This is a genomic window from Sphaerisporangium krabiense (assembly GCF_014200435.1).
In the GTDB taxonomy this organism is placed as follows: Bacteria; Actinomycetota; Actinomycetes; order Streptosporangiales; family Streptosporangiaceae; genus Sphaerisporangium; species Sphaerisporangium krabiense.
On sequence record NZ_JACHBR010000001.1, the window covers coordinates 5,966,325 to 5,982,895 of the forward strand.

18 protein-coding genes are annotated in these 16,571 nt (G+C 66.0%); 9 read left to right on the forward strand and 9 right to left on the reverse strand.

What is annotated here, in order from left to right; genetic code table 11:
• Nucleotides 1–9: 9 nt before the first annotated feature.
• Both BJ981_RS26115 and BJ981_RS26120 read right to left on the reverse strand, forming a co-directional pair.
• Nucleotides 10–177: a hypothetical protein gene (locus BJ981_RS26115; protein WP_184614663.1), complete on the reverse strand. Its 168-nt coding sequence runs from the start codon at nt 175–177 to the stop codon at nt 10–12.
• 203 nt (nt 178–380) lie between these two features.
• Nucleotides 381–1,082, reverse strand: coding sequence for a TetR/AcrR family transcriptional regulator (locus BJ981_RS26120; RefSeq protein WP_184614665.1), 702 nt, complete (start codon nt 1,080–1,082; stop codon nt 381–383).
• A 428-nt stretch (nt 1,083–1,510) separates the two neighbouring features.
• On the opposite strand from BJ981_RS26120, the gene BJ981_RS26125 reads away from it, so the two are divergent.
• Entirely contained in the window at nt 1,511–2,122 is a 612-nt protein-coding gene (locus tag BJ981_RS26125) for a DUF6461 domain-containing protein (protein ID WP_184614667.1), read from the forward strand.
• Nucleotides 2,123–2,402: 280 nt separating this feature from the next.
• Nucleotides 2,403–2,780 carry a hypothetical protein gene (locus tag BJ981_RS26130; RefSeq protein ID WP_184614669.1) on the forward strand — a complete coding sequence of 126 codons (378 nt, stop codon included), beginning with the start codon at nt 2,403–2,405 and terminating at the stop codon, nt 2,778–2,780.
• A 721-nt stretch (nt 2,781–3,501) separates the two neighbouring features.
• On the opposite strand, the gene BJ981_RS26135 is transcribed toward BJ981_RS26130, so the two are convergent.
• Both BJ981_RS26135 and BJ981_RS26140 read right to left on the reverse strand, forming a co-directional pair.
• On the reverse strand, nt 3,502–3,915 hold the full coding sequence (locus BJ981_RS26135; RefSeq protein WP_184614671.1) for a hypothetical protein: 414 nt from the start codon (nt 3,913–3,915) through the stop codon (nt 3,502–3,504).
• Nucleotides 3,916–4,421: 506 nt separating this feature from the next.
• Nucleotides 4,422–4,868 (reverse strand): hypothetical protein, encoded by a 447-nt coding sequence (locus BJ981_RS26140; RefSeq protein ID WP_184614673.1) that lies wholly within the window; start codon nt 4,866–4,868, stop codon nt 4,422–4,424.
• A gap of 45 nt (nt 4,869–4,913) precedes the next feature.
• Here BJ981_RS26140 and BJ981_RS26145 point away from each other — a divergent pair, with 45 nt between their 5' ends.
• Nucleotides 4,914–5,171 carry a hypothetical protein gene (locus BJ981_RS26145; protein ID WP_184614675.1) on the forward strand — a complete coding sequence of 86 codons (258 nt, stop codon included), beginning with the start codon at nt 4,914–4,916 and terminating at the stop codon, nt 5,169–5,171.
• A gap of 149 nt (nt 5,172–5,320) precedes the next feature.
• Here the strand turns inward: BJ981_RS26145 and BJ981_RS26150 are convergent, their stop codons facing one another.
• A complete protein-coding gene (locus BJ981_RS26150; RefSeq protein WP_184614677.1) occupies nt 5,321–5,530 on the reverse strand; it encodes a DUF3703 domain-containing protein in 210 nt (69 codons plus the stop codon).
• 510 nt (nt 5,531–6,040) lie between these two features.
• Between BJ981_RS26150 and BJ981_RS26155 the strand changes: the two genes are divergently transcribed.
• Both BJ981_RS26155 and BJ981_RS26160 read left to right on the forward strand, forming a co-directional pair.
• On the forward strand, nt 6,041–6,766 hold the full coding sequence (locus tag BJ981_RS26155) for a lytic polysaccharide monooxygenase (RefSeq protein ID WP_184614679.1): 726 nt from the start codon (nt 6,041–6,043) through the stop codon (nt 6,764–6,766).
• Nucleotides 6,767–7,761: 995 nt separating this feature from the next.
• Complete coding sequence (locus BJ981_RS26160; RefSeq protein WP_184614681.1) at nt 7,762–8,085, forward strand: MazG-like family protein; 324 nt, start codon at nt 7,762–7,764, stop codon at nt 8,083–8,085.
• Nucleotides 8,086–8,964: 879 nt separating this feature from the next.
• Here BJ981_RS26160 and BJ981_RS26165 read toward each other — a convergent pair.
• The 3 genes from BJ981_RS26165 to BJ981_RS26175 all read right to left on the reverse strand — a co-directional run bounded on the left by BJ981_RS26165 (nt 8,965) and on the right by BJ981_RS26175 (nt 10,606).
• The gene (locus BJ981_RS26165; protein WP_184614683.1) at nt 8,965–9,249 is read right to left on the reverse strand and encodes a hypothetical protein; all 285 of its coding nucleotides are present in this window, start codon (nt 9,247–9,249) and stop codon (nt 8,965–8,967) included.
• A 668-nt stretch (nt 9,250–9,917) separates the two neighbouring features.
• Nucleotides 9,918–10,232: a hypothetical protein gene (locus tag BJ981_RS26170; RefSeq protein WP_184614685.1), complete on the reverse strand. Its 315-nt coding sequence runs from the start codon at nt 10,230–10,232 to the stop codon at nt 9,918–9,920.
• A gap of 74 nt (nt 10,233–10,306) precedes the next feature.
• On the reverse strand, nt 10,307–10,606 hold the full coding sequence (locus BJ981_RS26175; protein ID WP_184614687.1) for a hypothetical protein: 300 nt from the start codon (nt 10,604–10,606) through the stop codon (nt 10,307–10,309).
• A gap of 1,747 nt (nt 10,607–12,353) precedes the next feature.
• Here BJ981_RS26175 and BJ981_RS26180 point away from each other — a divergent pair.
• Together BJ981_RS26180 and BJ981_RS39410 are read left to right on the forward strand one after the other, a co-directional pair.
• Complete coding sequence (locus BJ981_RS26180; RefSeq protein WP_184614688.1) at nt 12,354–12,923, forward strand: hypothetical protein; 570 nt, start codon at nt 12,354–12,356, stop codon at nt 12,921–12,923.
• Between the two features lie 365 nt (nt 12,924–13,288).
• Nucleotides 13,289–14,098, forward strand: a complete 810-nt coding sequence (locus BJ981_RS39410; protein WP_184614690.1) for a permease-like cell division protein FtsX — start codon at nt 13,289–13,291, stop codon at nt 14,096–14,098.
• Between the two features lie 184 nt (nt 14,099–14,282).
• On the opposite strand, the gene BJ981_RS26190 is transcribed toward BJ981_RS39410, so the two are convergent.
• The gene (locus BJ981_RS26190; RefSeq protein ID WP_184614692.1) at nt 14,283–14,687 is read right to left on the reverse strand and encodes a hypothetical protein; all 405 of its coding nucleotides are present in this window, start codon (nt 14,685–14,687) and stop codon (nt 14,283–14,285) included.
• Between the two features lie 449 nt (nt 14,688–15,136).
• Here BJ981_RS26190 and BJ981_RS26195 point away from each other — a divergent pair, with 449 nt between their 5' ends.
• Both BJ981_RS26195 and BJ981_RS26200 read left to right on the forward strand, forming a co-directional pair.
• Nucleotides 15,137–15,433, forward strand: coding sequence for an RNHCP domain-containing protein (locus tag BJ981_RS26195; protein WP_372437010.1), 297 nt, complete (start codon nt 15,137–15,139; stop codon nt 15,431–15,433).
• 274 nt (nt 15,434–15,707) lie between these two features.
• The gene (locus tag BJ981_RS26200) at nt 15,708–16,475 is read left to right on the forward strand and encodes a hypothetical protein (RefSeq protein ID WP_184614694.1); all 768 of its coding nucleotides are present in this window, start codon (nt 15,708–15,710) and stop codon (nt 16,473–16,475) included.
• Nucleotides 16,476–16,571: the final 96 nt, after the last annotated feature.

Below are 16,571 nucleotides of genomic sequence, written 5' to 3' on the forward strand. Positions count from 1 at the left end.
GACGCCGGCCTAAACCCGGTGGGCGGCTTCGGTGAAGCTGATGGCGCGCCCCGCGCCGTCCTCGACGAAGATCTTGTTCCCGAACTGGGCGGCCGCCCGGCGGAGTAGCCTGCCCAGGCTCTGTGGCGCCGCCGACGTGGCGGGATCCGGCTCGATCGCTTCGCTGGCCTTACTCACGCGACCTCTCAGTGATTCGATCTCGCGGGGCACGGTTCGTTGGGACGACCCGGGACAGGAAACCGGTCACGACTGCGATGAATAGTACAACGTACAAGAGCGTCAGGACAGAATGGTTCTACCTGGGAAGGAAGGCGTTGGGAGGTGACGACGGCCCGCCGGAGTCATCGGCGGCGAGGCCGCTGCTCAGCTGGTTCAGAACGTCAGGCGTCGCGCATGCGCTCCAGGCCGGCGATCATCGTGCGCATCGCGAAGTCGAAGCTGGACTCCATCGGAGTCGATCGCCCGGAAGACCACCTGAGCATGAACGCGCGGTTGGCGACGAGGAAGAAGTTCCTGTGGATCGCCGGGAGATCGGCACCACCGCCCTCCCGCAGTGCGTGCTGGTACTCGGAGACCCAGTCACTGTCGCCGGCCACGGGCTCCGAGGCGAACTCCGCGGCGATCCACCCGAATATGCCGCCGAGAACCGTGTTGTAGACCATCACCAGTTGTTCACCGGTGAACTTGGCGTCTTCGAGAACCGCCAGGAGGCGGTCGGCCATGGTGAGGCTCGAGGCCGAGATCTGGATCGTGGACGTGAAGTCGACCGCCAGGTTGGGATGCCGGCCCAGCCGCTCGCGCGATCTGTGCGCGAGTTGCAGGATCCACTCCGTCCACGGGACCGAGTCGGCGTCGGGAAGCTCGATGCCTTCGAACACGCGCTGGCACACCCGGGCGATCAACTGGGCCCGGTTGCCCGCGTGCCAGTAGATGGTCGCGGGGTACACCTCGAGGACCTCGGCGAGCCGCCTCATGGTCAGCGCCTCGACGCCGTGGCGGTCGATGAGCTCCAAGGCCGCGTCGATGACCTGCTCGCGACTCAGCGCCTGCCGCGGCGGCTGCTTGTCCTTGCGGGTGGTCACGCCCGTCTCCTATGAGCTTCGAGGGGCGCTTCGGTGCCGAAGATCCGGATGTCGCGGCGGGCGGCCCGTACGCAGCATGATAGCGGGCACCGGTCGCGATGAACGGTGCGAGCGGACGACTCTTGTCAACCGTACAAGCGCACCATGTGGCTCCCGGCACGAATGCTAAGCGGCCTGACCAGGCATCTCCTTGACTTGTACTGCCTCGCCATCTCCCACTTATACGCCGTACTAGAAGGCGTCGTCACCGCACCAGGCCGGACCGGCAGGCCTGCGGGGCACCGACTTGATCGAAAGCCGCCTTCAGTCCCTGTCGGGACGACAGGATTTGCCCCTGCGCCCCCTGCCCCCAGACTCCAGCCAGAGACCGAACTCTTTCTGTCGGGTGCTACTGCGATCATGACGCTCACTTGATCAAAGGAGTAGCGATGACGGAGCCCCCCAAAGACTTCACCTGGCTCTCCGAACACGAACCACTGGATGACATCTACTGCGTGTCCTTCGTCCGGGATCTCTCCCCGGAGGAAGTCCTCCGCCGGTTCGGTGTGGACGAGAGCACCATGGAGGAGGTGCCGTACGACGAGCTGGGCAGGCGCTCGGCGGAGAGCATGAGGGACGACGCTGCCGGTTACATTGGCGCCGTGAAGATCGGTGACTGGACCCTGGTCATCGAACCTGGAGGATGGCAGATCGCAGTCGACCCTGAGATCAGGGCCCGGGTCTCGCGGGCTACCGAAACCGTGTCGGTCTGCCGTCATGACTACGCCGAGGATACTTTCACCTACATCATCGACGGGCAGGAAATCGTCTGCTTCGATCCGATGTGTCCGGACGAGCGGTCAGGCGACGATCCGGACCGCTTCGTCAGGGAGATGCGCGAAGTCGGCCTGGACCCTGAGTTCGACAGTGACAGCGACGACTCGCACATCGACTTCCCGATGGAGCGCGCGTTCGCCTTGGCCGGCATGATCACTGCTCTTCCCTTCTCTCCGGAGATGTTGGAGCTGCGATTCCTTGGCGCGGAACCCCTGGAGGACTGATCGGCGGGCCCCTATGCGGAGACCCACCTTTCAATAGGCCTGGGCGTCCGAATCCTTCTAGGTGGCAAGGCTGGGAAGCAGCCCCCGGAACCGCGGACCCCTTCGGCTTTTGACGCGGCCGGAGGAACTCGGAGTCGCCGTCGACGAGGATGGGCAGAAGATTGCCCATGGCTCCGGCCGCCTCGCCGGGGTCCTTGACGCTCAGGGTGGCCGACATCGAGAGCTGGCGGCGACCGTCCTCCGAGTAGAAGGTCATGGCGACGGCAGGGAGAATCGACTGGTGGCTGAGTGGGCAAAGTCGATCGAATCGATTGCGCATCTTGTCGGCGCACTGGCGTGGCCGATAGCGGTCGTGCTAGCGGTGTGGCTGCTGATGAGACGTCACCATACGGCGTTTGGTCGCTTAATTGACCGGGTCAAGTCTTTCGGTTTCCCGGGTGGCCAGGTGGACCTTGGCGAAATAGAAGCCGCACAAGAAGACCAGGTGGATAAGCTTGTCGAGCAAGCTGTGGATCCGGGGGCTAGTGAAGACCTGCGACAGAACGCCATTCGTTCTCTAAGTAGAAGCGGAACAGCTGGGCGGGATCCGCGCTGCGGGCAAGCAGATGATGGTGAGATGCCTAAGCTGTGGCCAGTTATTCACTGCCAGGCAGGGTAGACATGTTAAATGCCCTCAGTGCTATTACGCAATGACTCGGGAATACCTGATGCAGCAAGTCTTAGAGAATGGCAATCTCGATGACGCCACCTGAGGTTGTGTCTAGGAGGTAAGGCGCCACCCTGCGGGTGCTGAGTCAGCGAGAAGTCGGCAGAACCGTTGGTTGCATACTGTTGCCGAGATCGCTGGATGTCGCGACAAGCGTACGTGGCGCTAATCCTTGGTGCTGGATTACGAAGTTCAGCATGTAGCGCCGGGGTTCGCATCGAAGGGGACAGGCTCTCGAATGGGGGAGCCTGTTCCGTCGGTGTTCCGTCAGGCGTCGAAAGGCGGCGCTGAGCAGTGACAAATTCCGGCAGGTTCAGCGTCAGCTCGGCGCATGATCGAGCCATCGTCCCAGGTCGCCTGATAGCGGATCGGAGATCACCTACATCTACGAGGGTGCCAATGAGGCCCAGTGTTTCGGCGGGGGAGGGCACATTAAGGGCACGCGCGACCGTCAGGCGTCGTTGAACGTTGGCAGATCATCACAACGTTGGGGCAGCTCAGGGGTAAGTAGGCGGGTTCTCTCGCAGGTCAGGGAGCTGTCGAATTAGAACCCGGCCCACAGTCCGACTTATTGACCAATGGAGCAAGAGCGCTGATTGTGGTTCTCGCAGAGCCGGACCGTTTCATGTTCACGATCTTTGGCCTGGTCTACGCGAGAGGGAGCCTCCCGCTGCTATCTCTGTTGCATCAACGACGCAGGCAGCTTGGGCGCGGCGGGGAGCCAGCCGCAGTTCACCGTGGAACCCCCGTCGCTCAGGTAGCCCTCAGGAAGCCATCCTTCGTTGCCGGTTCCGGCGACCCGCGCGTAGGTCCAGGCGTGGCCGTAGGCGTTGAAGGTGAAGCACCAGTAGTAGAGACGGGTGCCCACGTTCACGTAGCCGGCGCGGGCGCAGTCGTTGTAGGGGTCCTTCTTCATGTAGCCGGCCTTGGTCACCGTGCCCGTATCGTCGTCGGTGTTCATGGGTCGCCAGTTCCTGCATTCCGGCGCGGCGGAGGTCGCTCCCGGTTCGGCGCTGGCGTTCGCCTGAACGGTGCTGACACCGGTGACCAGTGCCGCCGCGCACAAGGCGATACCGATCCGTCTCATGACAGCCACAATGCTGTCCCTTCTCATAAGGGGATCGCTCTCGGGATCCCGGCCGGATGGTGACTGTTGGAGGATGTGGGCAGCCGAGCGAAAGGGCTTTCATGGCGCTTCAGCGGCTGGTCACACGCATAGCCCCGCTGCCGCGCCCCTGCCCGGCTCACGTCGGTAGCAGTAGGTTCTTCGGGCGGCCCTGGGGGCAAGGCGACAGGCCGCTCGTAACGCTGAGACCCCGATCGGCACGCAGACCCCCGGCCCTGAAACGGCTTCTCGCTCCGGGGCCCTTGCACGCTGGTCGCTGCACGCAGCCTCACCGGCGATCAGATCGCCATTCCATGGCGGGGAACCGGTTCTGCGCGCTCGCCGTGACACCTGAGGTGTTGCGCCAAGATGCGGCTGTACGGCGGCGGGAGAGTCATAGACCACCTGCCCGCATGATCCGGCCTCCGGAGCGTGCACCCTCCGGAGCTCTGTCGCGCCGATCTCACGCCTCGATGATGGAGCAGGCGTTAGAACCAAGTTGCCTTCGCCTGGACCGTGTGGGCCTTGCCCTTCAGTTCGATGCGCATGTAGTAGGCCTCGCCTGCCCTCACGGTGGTGGAGATGCTCTCCCACCTGCCGTCGTTGCAGAAGAACCAGCCCGACTTCCTTCGGACATGCTTGTCCTTCGTGCGGACCAGCTGAATCCGGTACCGGGTGCCGTCGCCTCCGCTCCAGCACCCCGCGTAGCCCCTGAGATGGCGCCCGTTGGGGACGAAGTCTGCTGTAGCCCAGTACTTGGTCGGGCTGTGCTTGTAGGGCCCCCAATGGCCCGCGCCCAACTGGGCGTGGACAGCCGAGGGTCCTGAGGCGGCGCTCGCGTTCGCCTGAACGGCGCCGACGCCGGTTACCAGCGCTGCCGCGCACAAGGCGACACTGATCTTTCTCGTGACAGTCACGATGCTGTCCCTTCTCATAGGGGATCCGCTCGGGATCTCCCGAGTGGGTGTGACGGTTCGAGGATGTGGTCTGCCGGGCCAGCGGGGCTTTCATGGCGCTTTAGCGGCTGGTCACACATCTACACCGCGGCGGCCTCGTACCGGACCGCGGGCGCGGGCGCGAGCGGCGTCGGCGACGACAACTTGTCCGCGCCCAACGTCAGCGGTATCGCCGGCGGGCAGGGCAAGTTCGTCGCCGGCTCCACGCTCGCCCGTCCGACAGGGAGCGGTGACGGGGCCGACTTCTGGGTCGACGTCATCTTCGACTTACTGAGTGACTAAGTCACTGGGTGTCTTTGGCGGGGTTGCGACGCCGTATCGGGTTCCTATGACGCCGGGATGACGGCTTGATCGGTGACGGCCTTGTGCAGGGTCTTGGCGAGTTCGACGGCGTCAGCGTTGGCCCAGACGTGCATGGAGAAGAGTGCCGGTCAGGGGCCGTTCAGCAGTTCGGCCAGGTCGGCGGGCAGTGACATCGGCTTGGTGAGGCCGACGCCTGCGCGTCCGGTGTTGCCTTCGGGGTAGCGGCCCAGCGCGGAGCCGGGGGCGGCGACGATGATGCGCACGACCTGGCCGAAGGCTTCGCACGGGTCGCGCTGGGAGACGGCGAGGGCGAACATGGCGATGTAGTAGAGGGGCATTGCCGAAAGCGGCGCTTCAGTCGGAACGCGCGACCTGGGCCGCACAGCCGGTGAGGTCGGTTGGACGCCGTGCCGTTCACCTCGTCGCAGTGGCGGCCATCCTAGCGGCAGCGGCCTTCGGAGGATGGGGCGGCGCCTGTGGCGATCGGCAGGAGTGTTCGTCCGGCCGGGGGTGAGGTGTAGCAGCCTGGCGTGGAACGGTGAGCAGGGTGCGCGCGGTCGCGGCGCGCCGACTGGGCGAGTTATGCCCGATGTGCCGTATAGAGATCATCGTGACGAAGAGTCACTGACTGCGCGTGCACCGTCGCGCGGGCCACCACGTTCCCAACTGCGGACATGAGGCTTGCTCGCGTCAGGCGGCGGAAACGGACGAGGCGCGAGGATGGTGACGGTGCGTGACCGTACGAAGATGTGGTCTTGACTCTGAGGCCCGACTTCGGCTAACCGCCTATTTACTCTTAGGAAAGTTTCCTTTATATTCCTGGCATCCCCCCAGCAAAGGAGCATGGTATGCGGAAGAAGATCATGTTTGGCGGGACCGCCCTGGTCGCCGCCGGCATCACAGTGTTCTCCGCCACTCCCGCATCGGCTCACGGTTACATCTCCCAGCCCCCGAGCCGGCAGGCCTTCTGCGCCCAGCGGGTCGTGACCAACTGTGGTGGCGTGGAGTACGAGCCCCAAAGCGTGGAGGCCCCCAAGGGCTCGCGGCAGTGCAGCGGCGGTGGCGGTTTCTCCGCGCTGAACGACGAGAGCCGGAACTGGCCGGCGACCTCTGTCGGCAATTCGGTCAACTTCAACTGGGTGCTCACCGCCCGCCACGCCACCAGCACGTGGGAGTACTACATCGGTAACACCCGCGTGGCCCTGTTCAACGACGGTGGCAAGCAGCCCGGCGCGACCGTGACGCACAACGTCAACCTGTCCGGCTTCAGCGGACGCCAGAAGGTCCTCGCCATCTGGAACATCGCCGACACGGCGAACGCGTTCTACGCCTGCGTCGACCTGCAGATCGGTGGCGGTGGCCCCAGCACCCCCACTCCGACCCCCACCCGGCCGACCCCCACCCCGAGCCAGACTCCCACGAGTAACCCGACCGGCACGTGGAAGGCCGGCACGGCGTACCGGGCCGGTGACACGGTGACCTACAACGGTGTGACCTACCGCTGCACGCAGCCGCACACCGCCATCCAGGGCTGGGAGCCCCCGAACGTTCCGGCTCTGTGGGCGACCGCCTGAACGACCGCTTCCTGACCGTGCAGTGCGAATGGAGCGGCGCGCATATCGGCGGCCTCGCATAGAGGCCGTGCCGCGAGCAGGTCACGCCCTGCTCATACGGAAGCATGCATACGGGTCTCAGCGAAGCGGGGAGCGCTCATGAAGCCTCCCACCGTCAAGAGCGAATAGTTTCGATTCATCAAAGTCATGCCGCTTGCGCGTTCCCTCGCCGGGCTATGTGCTACCGCGCATCCCGGCGCGGGCGCGCTGCGGTTTCTGGGACCGCGCTGAAAGCTGGTTCACCAATGTCTGGGAGACCCGGGATGGCTGGGGTGGTCCAGGCCCGGACCTGCTCGGCTAGGGCGGTGACATGATCTGGGGGGCATGGCCCTTGCGATGCCGTGTCCCAGGTCGAACACGAACGGGCCCCACTCGGGACGTGCAGGATGCGGTCCATCTCGGCGGCGGAGGGCCGCCAACGACGAGGCTGAGGATCTGCGCGCAGCGCCTCAGGCCGTTGCACCTCTGTAAGGCTCACGCAAGGGGACCGTGGCGTCCAGGCCGATGGAGTCCGCTCCGGTCGCCTCGGCGAAGCCATCGCAGGAGAGCCTGGCGCCCCAGGGGAATGCGATGACCGGAATGTCCGGGTGCTTATCCTCGTCGCTGACCCCCGGCTTTCGTCCACGTGCGGGGGCGCCCCTAGGGCTTCTCGGGCGGCCAGTACAGGTCCAAGAGGGCGAAACGTGCCGTCACCCGACGCTGAGGATTACGATCCTGCCCGCGGAGTACTGACCTGATGGCTATGTTTCTTCTTAACGATGACCATGGGATGCCGCTGGGCGTGTTCGGCAGTCCGAAGGAAGCCATGACGCTGGTGCGTGAGGTCGATCAGTGGAAGCTCGCAGGAGAGGGTGCTTGGAGGGGTGGCGGCCGGACTACTCGTTTCACGACGACAAGCCACACTTCACCGTCCGTCTCATCGGGGAGTTCGTTGAAGACGCCCAGGATGTGACCGGGTGACTGACCAGTGGCAGACCCTCGCCTCTCTCGTCGACTGGCTCAACCGAAGCAACGGCACCAGCGACCACGAGACGGCCATCCGCGTCATGAAGGTCGGGGAGGAGTTCGGCGAAGCGGTCGCCGCCTACGTCGGCATGACCGGCCAGAACCCGCGGAAGGGCATCACCCACTCCGCCGAGGACGTCGCCGGCGAACTGGTCGATGTCGCCGTCACGGCGTTGGTCGCCCTGCACTCCTTCACTCGCGACCCGCGCGGGACGTTCGAAGCGAAGCTCGCTCGGATCGCTGATCGGGTTGCCACGGCGGAGAAGTCGCCTTGAGCATCTATGCAACCCTGTTCTCCCTGGACGACGACAACCACGAGCCAGGGCAGTGCGCGGTCTGGGCGCCAGCCGTAGATGCCCTAGGCGGCCTACAGGCCATCACCTCGGACGGCCGGCGCTGGGCGCGCGTAGCGGCCGCCTGAACGTGCGGCAACGGGCCACCACTCATCTACCAGGGCAGCCATGTCAATCCGTCCGAGGATGATCCTCGCGGGGGAGTGCTTATGGTGTGCGGCATCCCCGACCACTGCCACCCGGACGCCCGTGGCAGTGATGACGCCGGTCGGCCGGTGGAGTTCTTACGACTGTTCGCCTCCGAGGCAGCGAAGCGCAGGGGTACGTGCTTCACCCGCTGTGGATGCCCGCGCAGCAGGCAGAGGCCATCGGCAGAACGGCGTGCGGAAATGCATCAGGGACAACATGGGCGGAAGCTGAATGACCGCCCGCTCCTGCGCTCCAGCGGCGGACCCGATCGGTGGCCCGGATACTGGCGGCGTGCATCCTGGAGACGCCGCTGGACGTCGGCCGGTTGCTCAGGCCGATCAGGTCCGATGGGCAGGGCGAGGGCGTCGTCGAAGTGCTGGAGCAAGGCGAGGGGGATGCTGAGCCCTGCCGCCGTGAGCAATGCCCGTCACGGCATCGGATCGTTCCTCTCGATCTCGCGGGGCCGGCTCACTGTAGTCACCGCACCGCGACCCGTGGAGGTACTGCGCGAGGGTGTCGCGCGCTCCTGCGTCTCAGGTTTTCCTTGCCGTCGAGTACGGCCGGGCACTGGTTGACCTTGTGGCCGGACCCCACGGTCGAATCAATCACCACGAAGCCTGAAGCGCGTCGACGTTCGCCTCACTCTCCGCGTCCTGCGGGCACCCGCCCTGATTACCCGCGGGTCTCCACCCAGGCGTCGATCACCCTGAAAGCGGAGATGTTGGTGAACGAGATGCTGCCGGCGGGCGCCCAGGGGCCTACGGACTCCCTCCCGCCGCTCTGCACGACCCGGATCCGGTGTTCGCCGGTGCCGCTGGAGCAGTAGCTGGAGGCCTCATACGACACGTCGTCGACCTGGTATGAACAGTCGGTGGGAGCGGCCGCGGCGGGGCGGGTCATGAGGGCGGTGGCCAGCAGCGTGGCAGCGGCGAAGGTGGTCCATTTTCTGGTGCTCATGCGTCACTCCTGACATCTGGGGTGGATCAGACGCGCGTTCTACCCGTCCAAGTAGACCTGCCTTAGGAAGGTTTGTTAATAGCAAATCTCGCCGTCAATGGCCGGTCGAAGTCCTTCGCGCGGGAGATGGCGAAGTGCGCCTAGCAGGGGTATGCGAGGAGGTCGGCGTCACACCTAGCGGTAGGTACCGAGAGCTTCCCCTGGCACCCAGGGCCTGTACCCGCAGTTTCCCGGCAGGGAGGCGAGCATCTGTCCGTTCCCCTGCAGCGCGCTCACGTCCATGCCATGAGTGTGCTCCCATCGCTGTCGCCGCCGGCCTGGCTGCCTCGTTCGCCGCCATCGAGATGTGGGGCGAACAGCCCGCCGGATCCGACCCGGACGCCGACGCGAGTGGGCGATGAGCGGCGTCGAGGTCGCCCTGGTCGACGCCGCAGGCACTGCTATCGCTCTGGCGGTGCGGAAACGCGACGCGGTCCGGGCCGGGCGGCGCACGGGCAGGCGAAGCGGTCCCGGCTGGTGGAGTCTGAGGACTGCCGGGACCGCGGCGGCCGAGCTCACCGGCCGGGCCCTGCTCCCCGTCATCTGGTCACGGCCTGGCGCGCGTCGCCCGCCTTCTGACCCGGAGGAGGACGTCGGTTCTCTTGATCAGGGAGTGCTCGTGGGACGGCTCAGTCGCTCTTCAGGATGATGCTGCCGAGGACGTCTGCACCGGGTATTTTGACGCTCGAGAGGGAGCCGACGGCGGCCCAAGGCCCCGTGACCGTTTCGGTGTAGCCGCCCAGCTGCGGGTTGACGAATCGGTACGTCACGCGTAACGCGTGGTACCCCGTGCCGGTCGTGCAGTAACTGCTGAGGTAGCCGATCGGGGAGGGGGTGATCGAGCAGGTGTCGGGGATGGCGTGCGCGGGCGTGGCCGTGCCGGCGACGATCGCGGCGGAGACGAGCGCCGCGCCGACGAGGGAGGCGCACTTCCTGGTGTTCACGATCTGCTCCTTTATGTGAGTGGTTGCCGGTGCCTCCCGCGGTCAGGATCTGCAGGAGGTGGTGTGGCCGCGGGTCAGCGTTTGTTGACCCAGTAGTCCTGCAGGCTTCCCGTCGCCGGGATGCGGGCCGTCGACACCGAGCCCACCGGGACCCACGGCCCCTCGTTGGTGATGACGCCGACCTGCGGGTTCACATGGCGGGCGACCAGGTAGACCTGGTGTTCCCCGGTGCCGCTCGTGCAGAGGCTGGAGACGTATCCGTTCGACACCCAGGTGGTGCAGTCGGCGGGGAGCGCGTAGGCCGTGCCGCCCGGCAGCGCGACGGCGAGTAGCGCGGCGAAGGAGAGGGCGGCCGCCCACTTCCTGGGGTTCACGTGTGCTTTCCTCCGGCGAAAATGGGGGCCGGAGGCGCCGACCGGCCGTTTTCTTAGGAAAGTTTCCTAAGCGAAAGATACCTGCGGGTCGCACGCCGTCAAGACCCCGTCCGAGGCCCGGACGCGGCGGCTGTACCCTCCTTGGCGCGCGCTTTCTTATCCTGCCGCCATGACGCGACGGGGGTGGGGGCCGAGCATCGTCCTCACCCCGCAGACCTCTCAAAGCGCGGTGAGATTTACCGGGTTGACCACAACCCTGTGGCCGGCCTTCATTGCCAGCTCCCTCAGGGGCACCGAATGTCCGAGGGTCCCACGACGAGTGCGGGCGGGTGATCTTGTTGGGTTGTCCGATTGCTGGGAGCGAAATGGGAGCAGGCGAGGGGGCCGTAGGGCGTCGGAGTGCACGAGAGTGCACCGTATACCTGCGCTGAGCTGCCGATTCTCTCATTTGCGCAGGTCGGGAAATCTGGAAAACCCGCCTGCGGGTCAAGGGGCGCAGGTTCGCATCCTGTCGCCTCGACAGACGAAAAGGTCTGTCGAGCTGAGGGAGACCTCAGGTCAGCAGACCTTTTTTGTGTCGGCTGGGTTCTCGGGCGTCGTCAGACGGTCGGCAGCCGGGGACGGCGTGGGGACCGGTGCACCGTGAGATGAGTGCTCAACGCCGGTGATCTTCCGGAGCACATGCGGGCGTGGAAGGACGACCGGTAGATGGAACACGTGAAGGACGACTTGACCTCGAGTTTCTGGCCAGGCCCGGCTGCGCCTGCCTGACGAGGAGACGGCCACAAGACCCTGCCTTTGTGGGGGGCTGGGGCCCAGAGATGGCGAGACGGGTGGGGCGGGGTTAGTCGATGATGATATTAAAGGGGGCGTCCGAGTAGGTCGTTGCTGTGCCGGTTGCGACCAGGATGTTTCGGGCGGGGTCTCCACACGTGGCGGGGGCGGAGTGGATGGCAGGGGCGTTGACCGCAGCGGCGGCGCGTGCTCCTGGGGTGTGCGCGCCGATGGCGGCCAGGGCGGAAGGAACGGCAGCCGAGAGCGCGGCTCCTGCGATCAGCACCGATGCGGGCGATTGCCGTGGTGAAGGCGGTGGAAGGCATGGTGTCTCCTGTGTGATCAGTCCGTGTGAGGAGCCATCGCCTCCATCACGTTGGGCAACTTGATGATCACACGGGGGTTGAGGGGAAGGTGCTGACCAACACGGATGTTCGCCCCCTGGCCGCCCCGAGCGCATGTCCCGGCCCCTGCCTTGGCGTTCTTGAGTGAGTGGGGATGGACGCAACCGCCTTCAGTGAGCGGGCGCCTGGCCCGGTCGGACGTGCCCTCACCTGGGACCGTTCAGCGGTCTCGGCCAACCGGCGAGAGCGGGGATGCGCCGAGCCCGCGCGCGTGTCGCGGTTCGCCGAGTGTCGGAGTGCGCCGCTGCGCTTCCGAAGGAGCCGACCTTGGCGTGCACTCCCGTCGTGGTGCAGCCTCGACCTCATCGCATGAGGAATCAGTCTAGTTATGGAGATACGATGCCAATCGTGCGATATAACGTACAAGAGGCTTGTCGGAGGATATCCCATTTGGGTGTATTAATCGGTAGTCGACACACCTGCCTGATTAATCATCTGTGTTGCCGCCTCAAGTCGGGGTAGTTCACCTATGTGGCGCCATTATGGCCAACGGCGCTCAATTCTCTTCATTTACCAATGGGGGTATTTAGGTGACTCATCCATCTAGAGGCAGGCGGCCCCTGGCGCGAGTGATCAACGACCGATTGCCGTTCGCCTACATCGGCGCGGCGTTGACGGTCGGGACGCTCATGGCGCTGCCGCTTCCCGCGCAGGCCGAGGTGCACGGCGGCACCGCGAAGAACGGCGCCCATGTCGACCTCACGTTCGCATCGGCGCCCGGCCGTGGAGGTGGGGGCGAAGAAGAGACTCCCCCCGCGAAGAAGCCCAGAAAAGAAATCCGGCAACACCGCCCGGCACGTCATATCGCCCAAGCGCCGCGGAAGCACTACAAGTACTTCGTCCACCAACCAGAGGAGGTCTCTGTCCGGTCCGAGCACGGCGGTGGCGGCGGCTACCGGCACCATCGGGGGAATCACGGCCACCACCACAACCGTCATTTCACCGATGACACCTACCTCTTGCGGCAGTTGCGTAGGTACCACAGCAGGCAGGAGGCCCTCGAGGCGATCAACCGGCAGTCGAACCGCTGGCTCCATCCGAGACCGGAGAAGGTCGAACCGCGCGACGGCAAGGGCCACAACGCCACGGTCGGCGAGCGTGAGAAGCCCAACCGGGATTCCGGCCGGATCGGCCGGTAAGAGCCGCCGGGGGCCCGGAGTCCACGGGTGAGCCCGACATCCAGGGACCGTCCGGACCAGTGGTCCGGCCGGTCCCTTCGGCTCGCCTCAGCCGCCGCGGTGTATTAGGCGGAGTTGGTCTCGCCCTGAGATGGTTGAGTCCGCTCGGCTCTCTACGGCTTTCGGTGGTGCGGACGTTTCTCACTTTCACGGGGTTCAGCCTGACGGTCTGGATCGCATGACAAAAAGTTTGACGGGGTGTAGGCCGCACAGGAACATTGGTTCGTGTGACTTCACGCCCCGGCGCGGGAGACCGCCCACCCCGCGTTGACCTTCCCTCCGGCAAGGTTCGCTCGGTGGCTCATCGGCACAGGTCCTCTATTGCCGTGGTAGCCGTCATCTGCGCGATGCTGGCGGCCTGTGCGCCTGCGACGACAGAGCGGCACCCTTCTACGGCCGGCCGGTCATTGACCTTGACCGTCCTGCCCCCGCCTGAAGGACCCTGGCCGTCCACTCTCTTCTCCGTCGGCCTCTGCCCGAAGAAGCAGACCGAAGGCACCCGCAAGTGCCGGAGCGGGGTAACGGACCGTCAACGGCAGGCGGTCGAGGCGGCGATTCGTGGCGTATCAGGTATCGAGAAGTACGAGTTCCTGACCGCGGAAGCCGCACTCAAGGCAATGACCGATGATGGTTCAGGGGAAAGCCTCCTCACCGAGGAGGAGACCATGCCCTCATTCGAGGGACGATTCCGAAGCGTCGGGGACGAGAAGGCCACGCGCCCGCTGACCGACGACCTGCGATCGGCTGTGGAACACCTCCCCGGCGTGGTCTCCGTGGAACTCTCCACTGATCGCACGTTCTGGTCCGGCAAATCTGACCTGGCCGTACGGCTGTGCGGTGAACCTCCGAACGAGGACCCGCCCTGCGCCGGCCGAGGACGCCCCTCGCGGCAGGAACGCAAGGCCATCGAGACGGCCCTTGCGGCCGTCTCGAACATCGACAAGGTCTATTTCGAGGACGCCGGCCACACCCGCAGGGTCGCCGAACACCTCCTGGGCGAGCCCCCCGCCCTGAACGAGGTGAGCGAGGCCTACCAGATCAAGATTCTCGACAAACGAGCGGTCGAAGCCATCGAACAAGCCGTCCAGAACCTGCCGGGTGTCGACAGGGTCGTGGTGCCACAACTGACCTCCTAGTTCGGAGGAGCAGCCACAACGGCAGGCCGGTTCGGGACGCCCGGTTCGAGGCGCCCCGGTGCCCAGGTATGGCGGCTCCATCGACCACCGATCCGCGTCTCCATCACAGCCCGGCCTCGTACAGGCACACGGGAAGGCCCTCTCGCCTTGGCATGGCGAGAGGGCCATGGTCGCTGGCGGTACGTCAGGGGACGATGACGTGGAAGCCGGTGTCGCGAGCTCCGGAGGCGGTGCCGGTACCGACGAAGATGTCGCGGGCGTCGCCGCAGTTGCTGTCGTGGCGGACGAAGATGCTGGAGTCCCAGGGGGCGCTGGTCCATTGGGAAGTGGCGACGGGGACGGTGGCCTGGGCGTTGATGTCGGAGTCGAGGCGGATGCAGTACTGGCCGGTCGCGATCTTGCGGACGCCGGTGACGCCCTTGGAGCGGACGACCGAGCCGTCGCCGTTGACGATCGCCGCGGCACGGATCTTGGGGGCGGAGGCGCCGCCGAGGTCGGCCAGCGCGGGCAGGGCGAGCGCGGCGGCGCTCCCGATGGCGGTCAGGGTGATGGCCGCGGTCAGGATGACGGCCTTCTTGGTGGGGTGCATACTGCTCCTTCGGTGGGGGCGCGAGACGTGTGGACTGCGGGGGGATGGTCGTGGCGTGGCCACCTCACGTTGAACGTGCATCGCAGAGTGTAGTTACACGAGTACTCTGGGTTGCATACCGTGTGGGTGAGGCTCATGTGACCCGGAGCCGTACGGTGATCGTTCCCTGTGGTCCGCAGGAAGGAATAAACCGGTTGCTTGTGGCGAAAGGGATTGTTTGACTGGCGCCGAGCAGATTGGGGGGATGTTGATGCCCGTGGGTACCGAGGACGCCGTCGTGCGCCCTCGAGCGGGTCGACGTCCCCACCGGAGGCTCCGGCGGGGGTGATCCCGCGTGGGTTGCGACGGCACGGTCGGCCAACTCGCACCCCATTTCGTCTGGAGCCACTCCATTGCCACGCCATCGCGCCCGCGTCAGTTCCTTCCGTTGTGTCAACTGCCGCCTCGACGTGCCCGCCGACGCGCCGGGCACCGCGCACCGTAACCACTGCCCCACCTGCCTGTGGTCCAGGCACCTGGACGACACCCCGGGTGACCGAGCCGCCGACTGCGCCTCGGGTATGGCGCCGATCGCCATCCACGCGCGCCAGGACGGCGAGTGGTCGATCATCCATCGCTGTACGGCGTGCGGCACGCTCAACGCCAACCGCGTCGCCGGTGACGACAACCCGCTCACGTTGATGCGGCTGGCCGTCGCACCACTGGCACGCCCGCCGTTCCCGCTGGACTACTTCGCTCAGCTCTGAGACGGCGTCCCGACCCGTCGGGCGGGTGTGGAGCCGAGCCGGAACTTGCGTAGGGGGTACCGATGCCGGCCCTTCTTCCCGCCGCGCATCGTGGAGGCGTGAGTTCTGGGCGCACTCCGCACCCGGCCAGGAAGGGAGATGTGGTGGAGCGACGACAACGCTGGTCGTGAACGAACGGGGCTTATCAAGAATCACGGTGGAAAAGGCGAGCGCCATAACCGCGTCCCACATCAGGTGTGAGACGTCGGCAGACCGATCAGATGGGAAGGCTCACGTGGGCTTCAACGCGATCACCGCTCGACAGGCCGCAGGCACCCGCCCCGGTTCGCGGCGGGCGACGGCTCTGGTGATGATGGTCCTCACCGTGGTCACCGCGATGGTGACGACCGCTCCGGCGGCGCGGGCGGACCTCCCCTACGGGCCCTACACCTGCCGGAACGGATCCGTCTGGCGGGAGGCCGTGCCGGCCGACCGCGTCTGTGTGGACCCGGCCCGGCGGGCACAGACGTGGCAGCAGAACGCGGAGGCCGCATCACACGTAGAACCCGGCGGCGGCCCCTATGGCCCCGACACCTGTAAGCAGGGGTATGTCTGGCGCGAATCCCGGCCTTCCGACCACGTCTGCGTCACCCCGTCCTTCCGCGACACGGTCGAATTCGAGAACAAGGTGGCGCCGGTCCGATACGCGGACCTGGCGGCCATCCCCGCCAACACTTTCCGCTTCTACCGTGACCCGTACGGCGTCTACGAGGGAGCGTCGGTGCAGGGCTACTCGCCCACCCCTGGGGGCTACGTCGCCATGTACGGCTGGCTGGGCGGCGACTCCAGCGGTGACGTCAATTACATCCGGCGGATAGGGCCGGGCCAGAACCCCCTCGCCTGGGGCTGGGCCGACAGCACCGGATTCCTGCGCGTGAGGGTCACCCCTCCTCACTGCATCGGCTTGAACTCCAACAAGCGGATGTACCTCATCGTGGTCGATGAAGCGACGGGATCGGTCAGCAATGCCGGGTGGGGCTATGTTCCCTGCGGATGGGTGTGACCCTCCCCGCCGCCCGGTCGGCGAGCACGGCGACCGCGAGCGAGCGGTGCGCGTGCTCGCCGACCGGGCCGCGACCGCGGTCCCGCCGATCCGGGC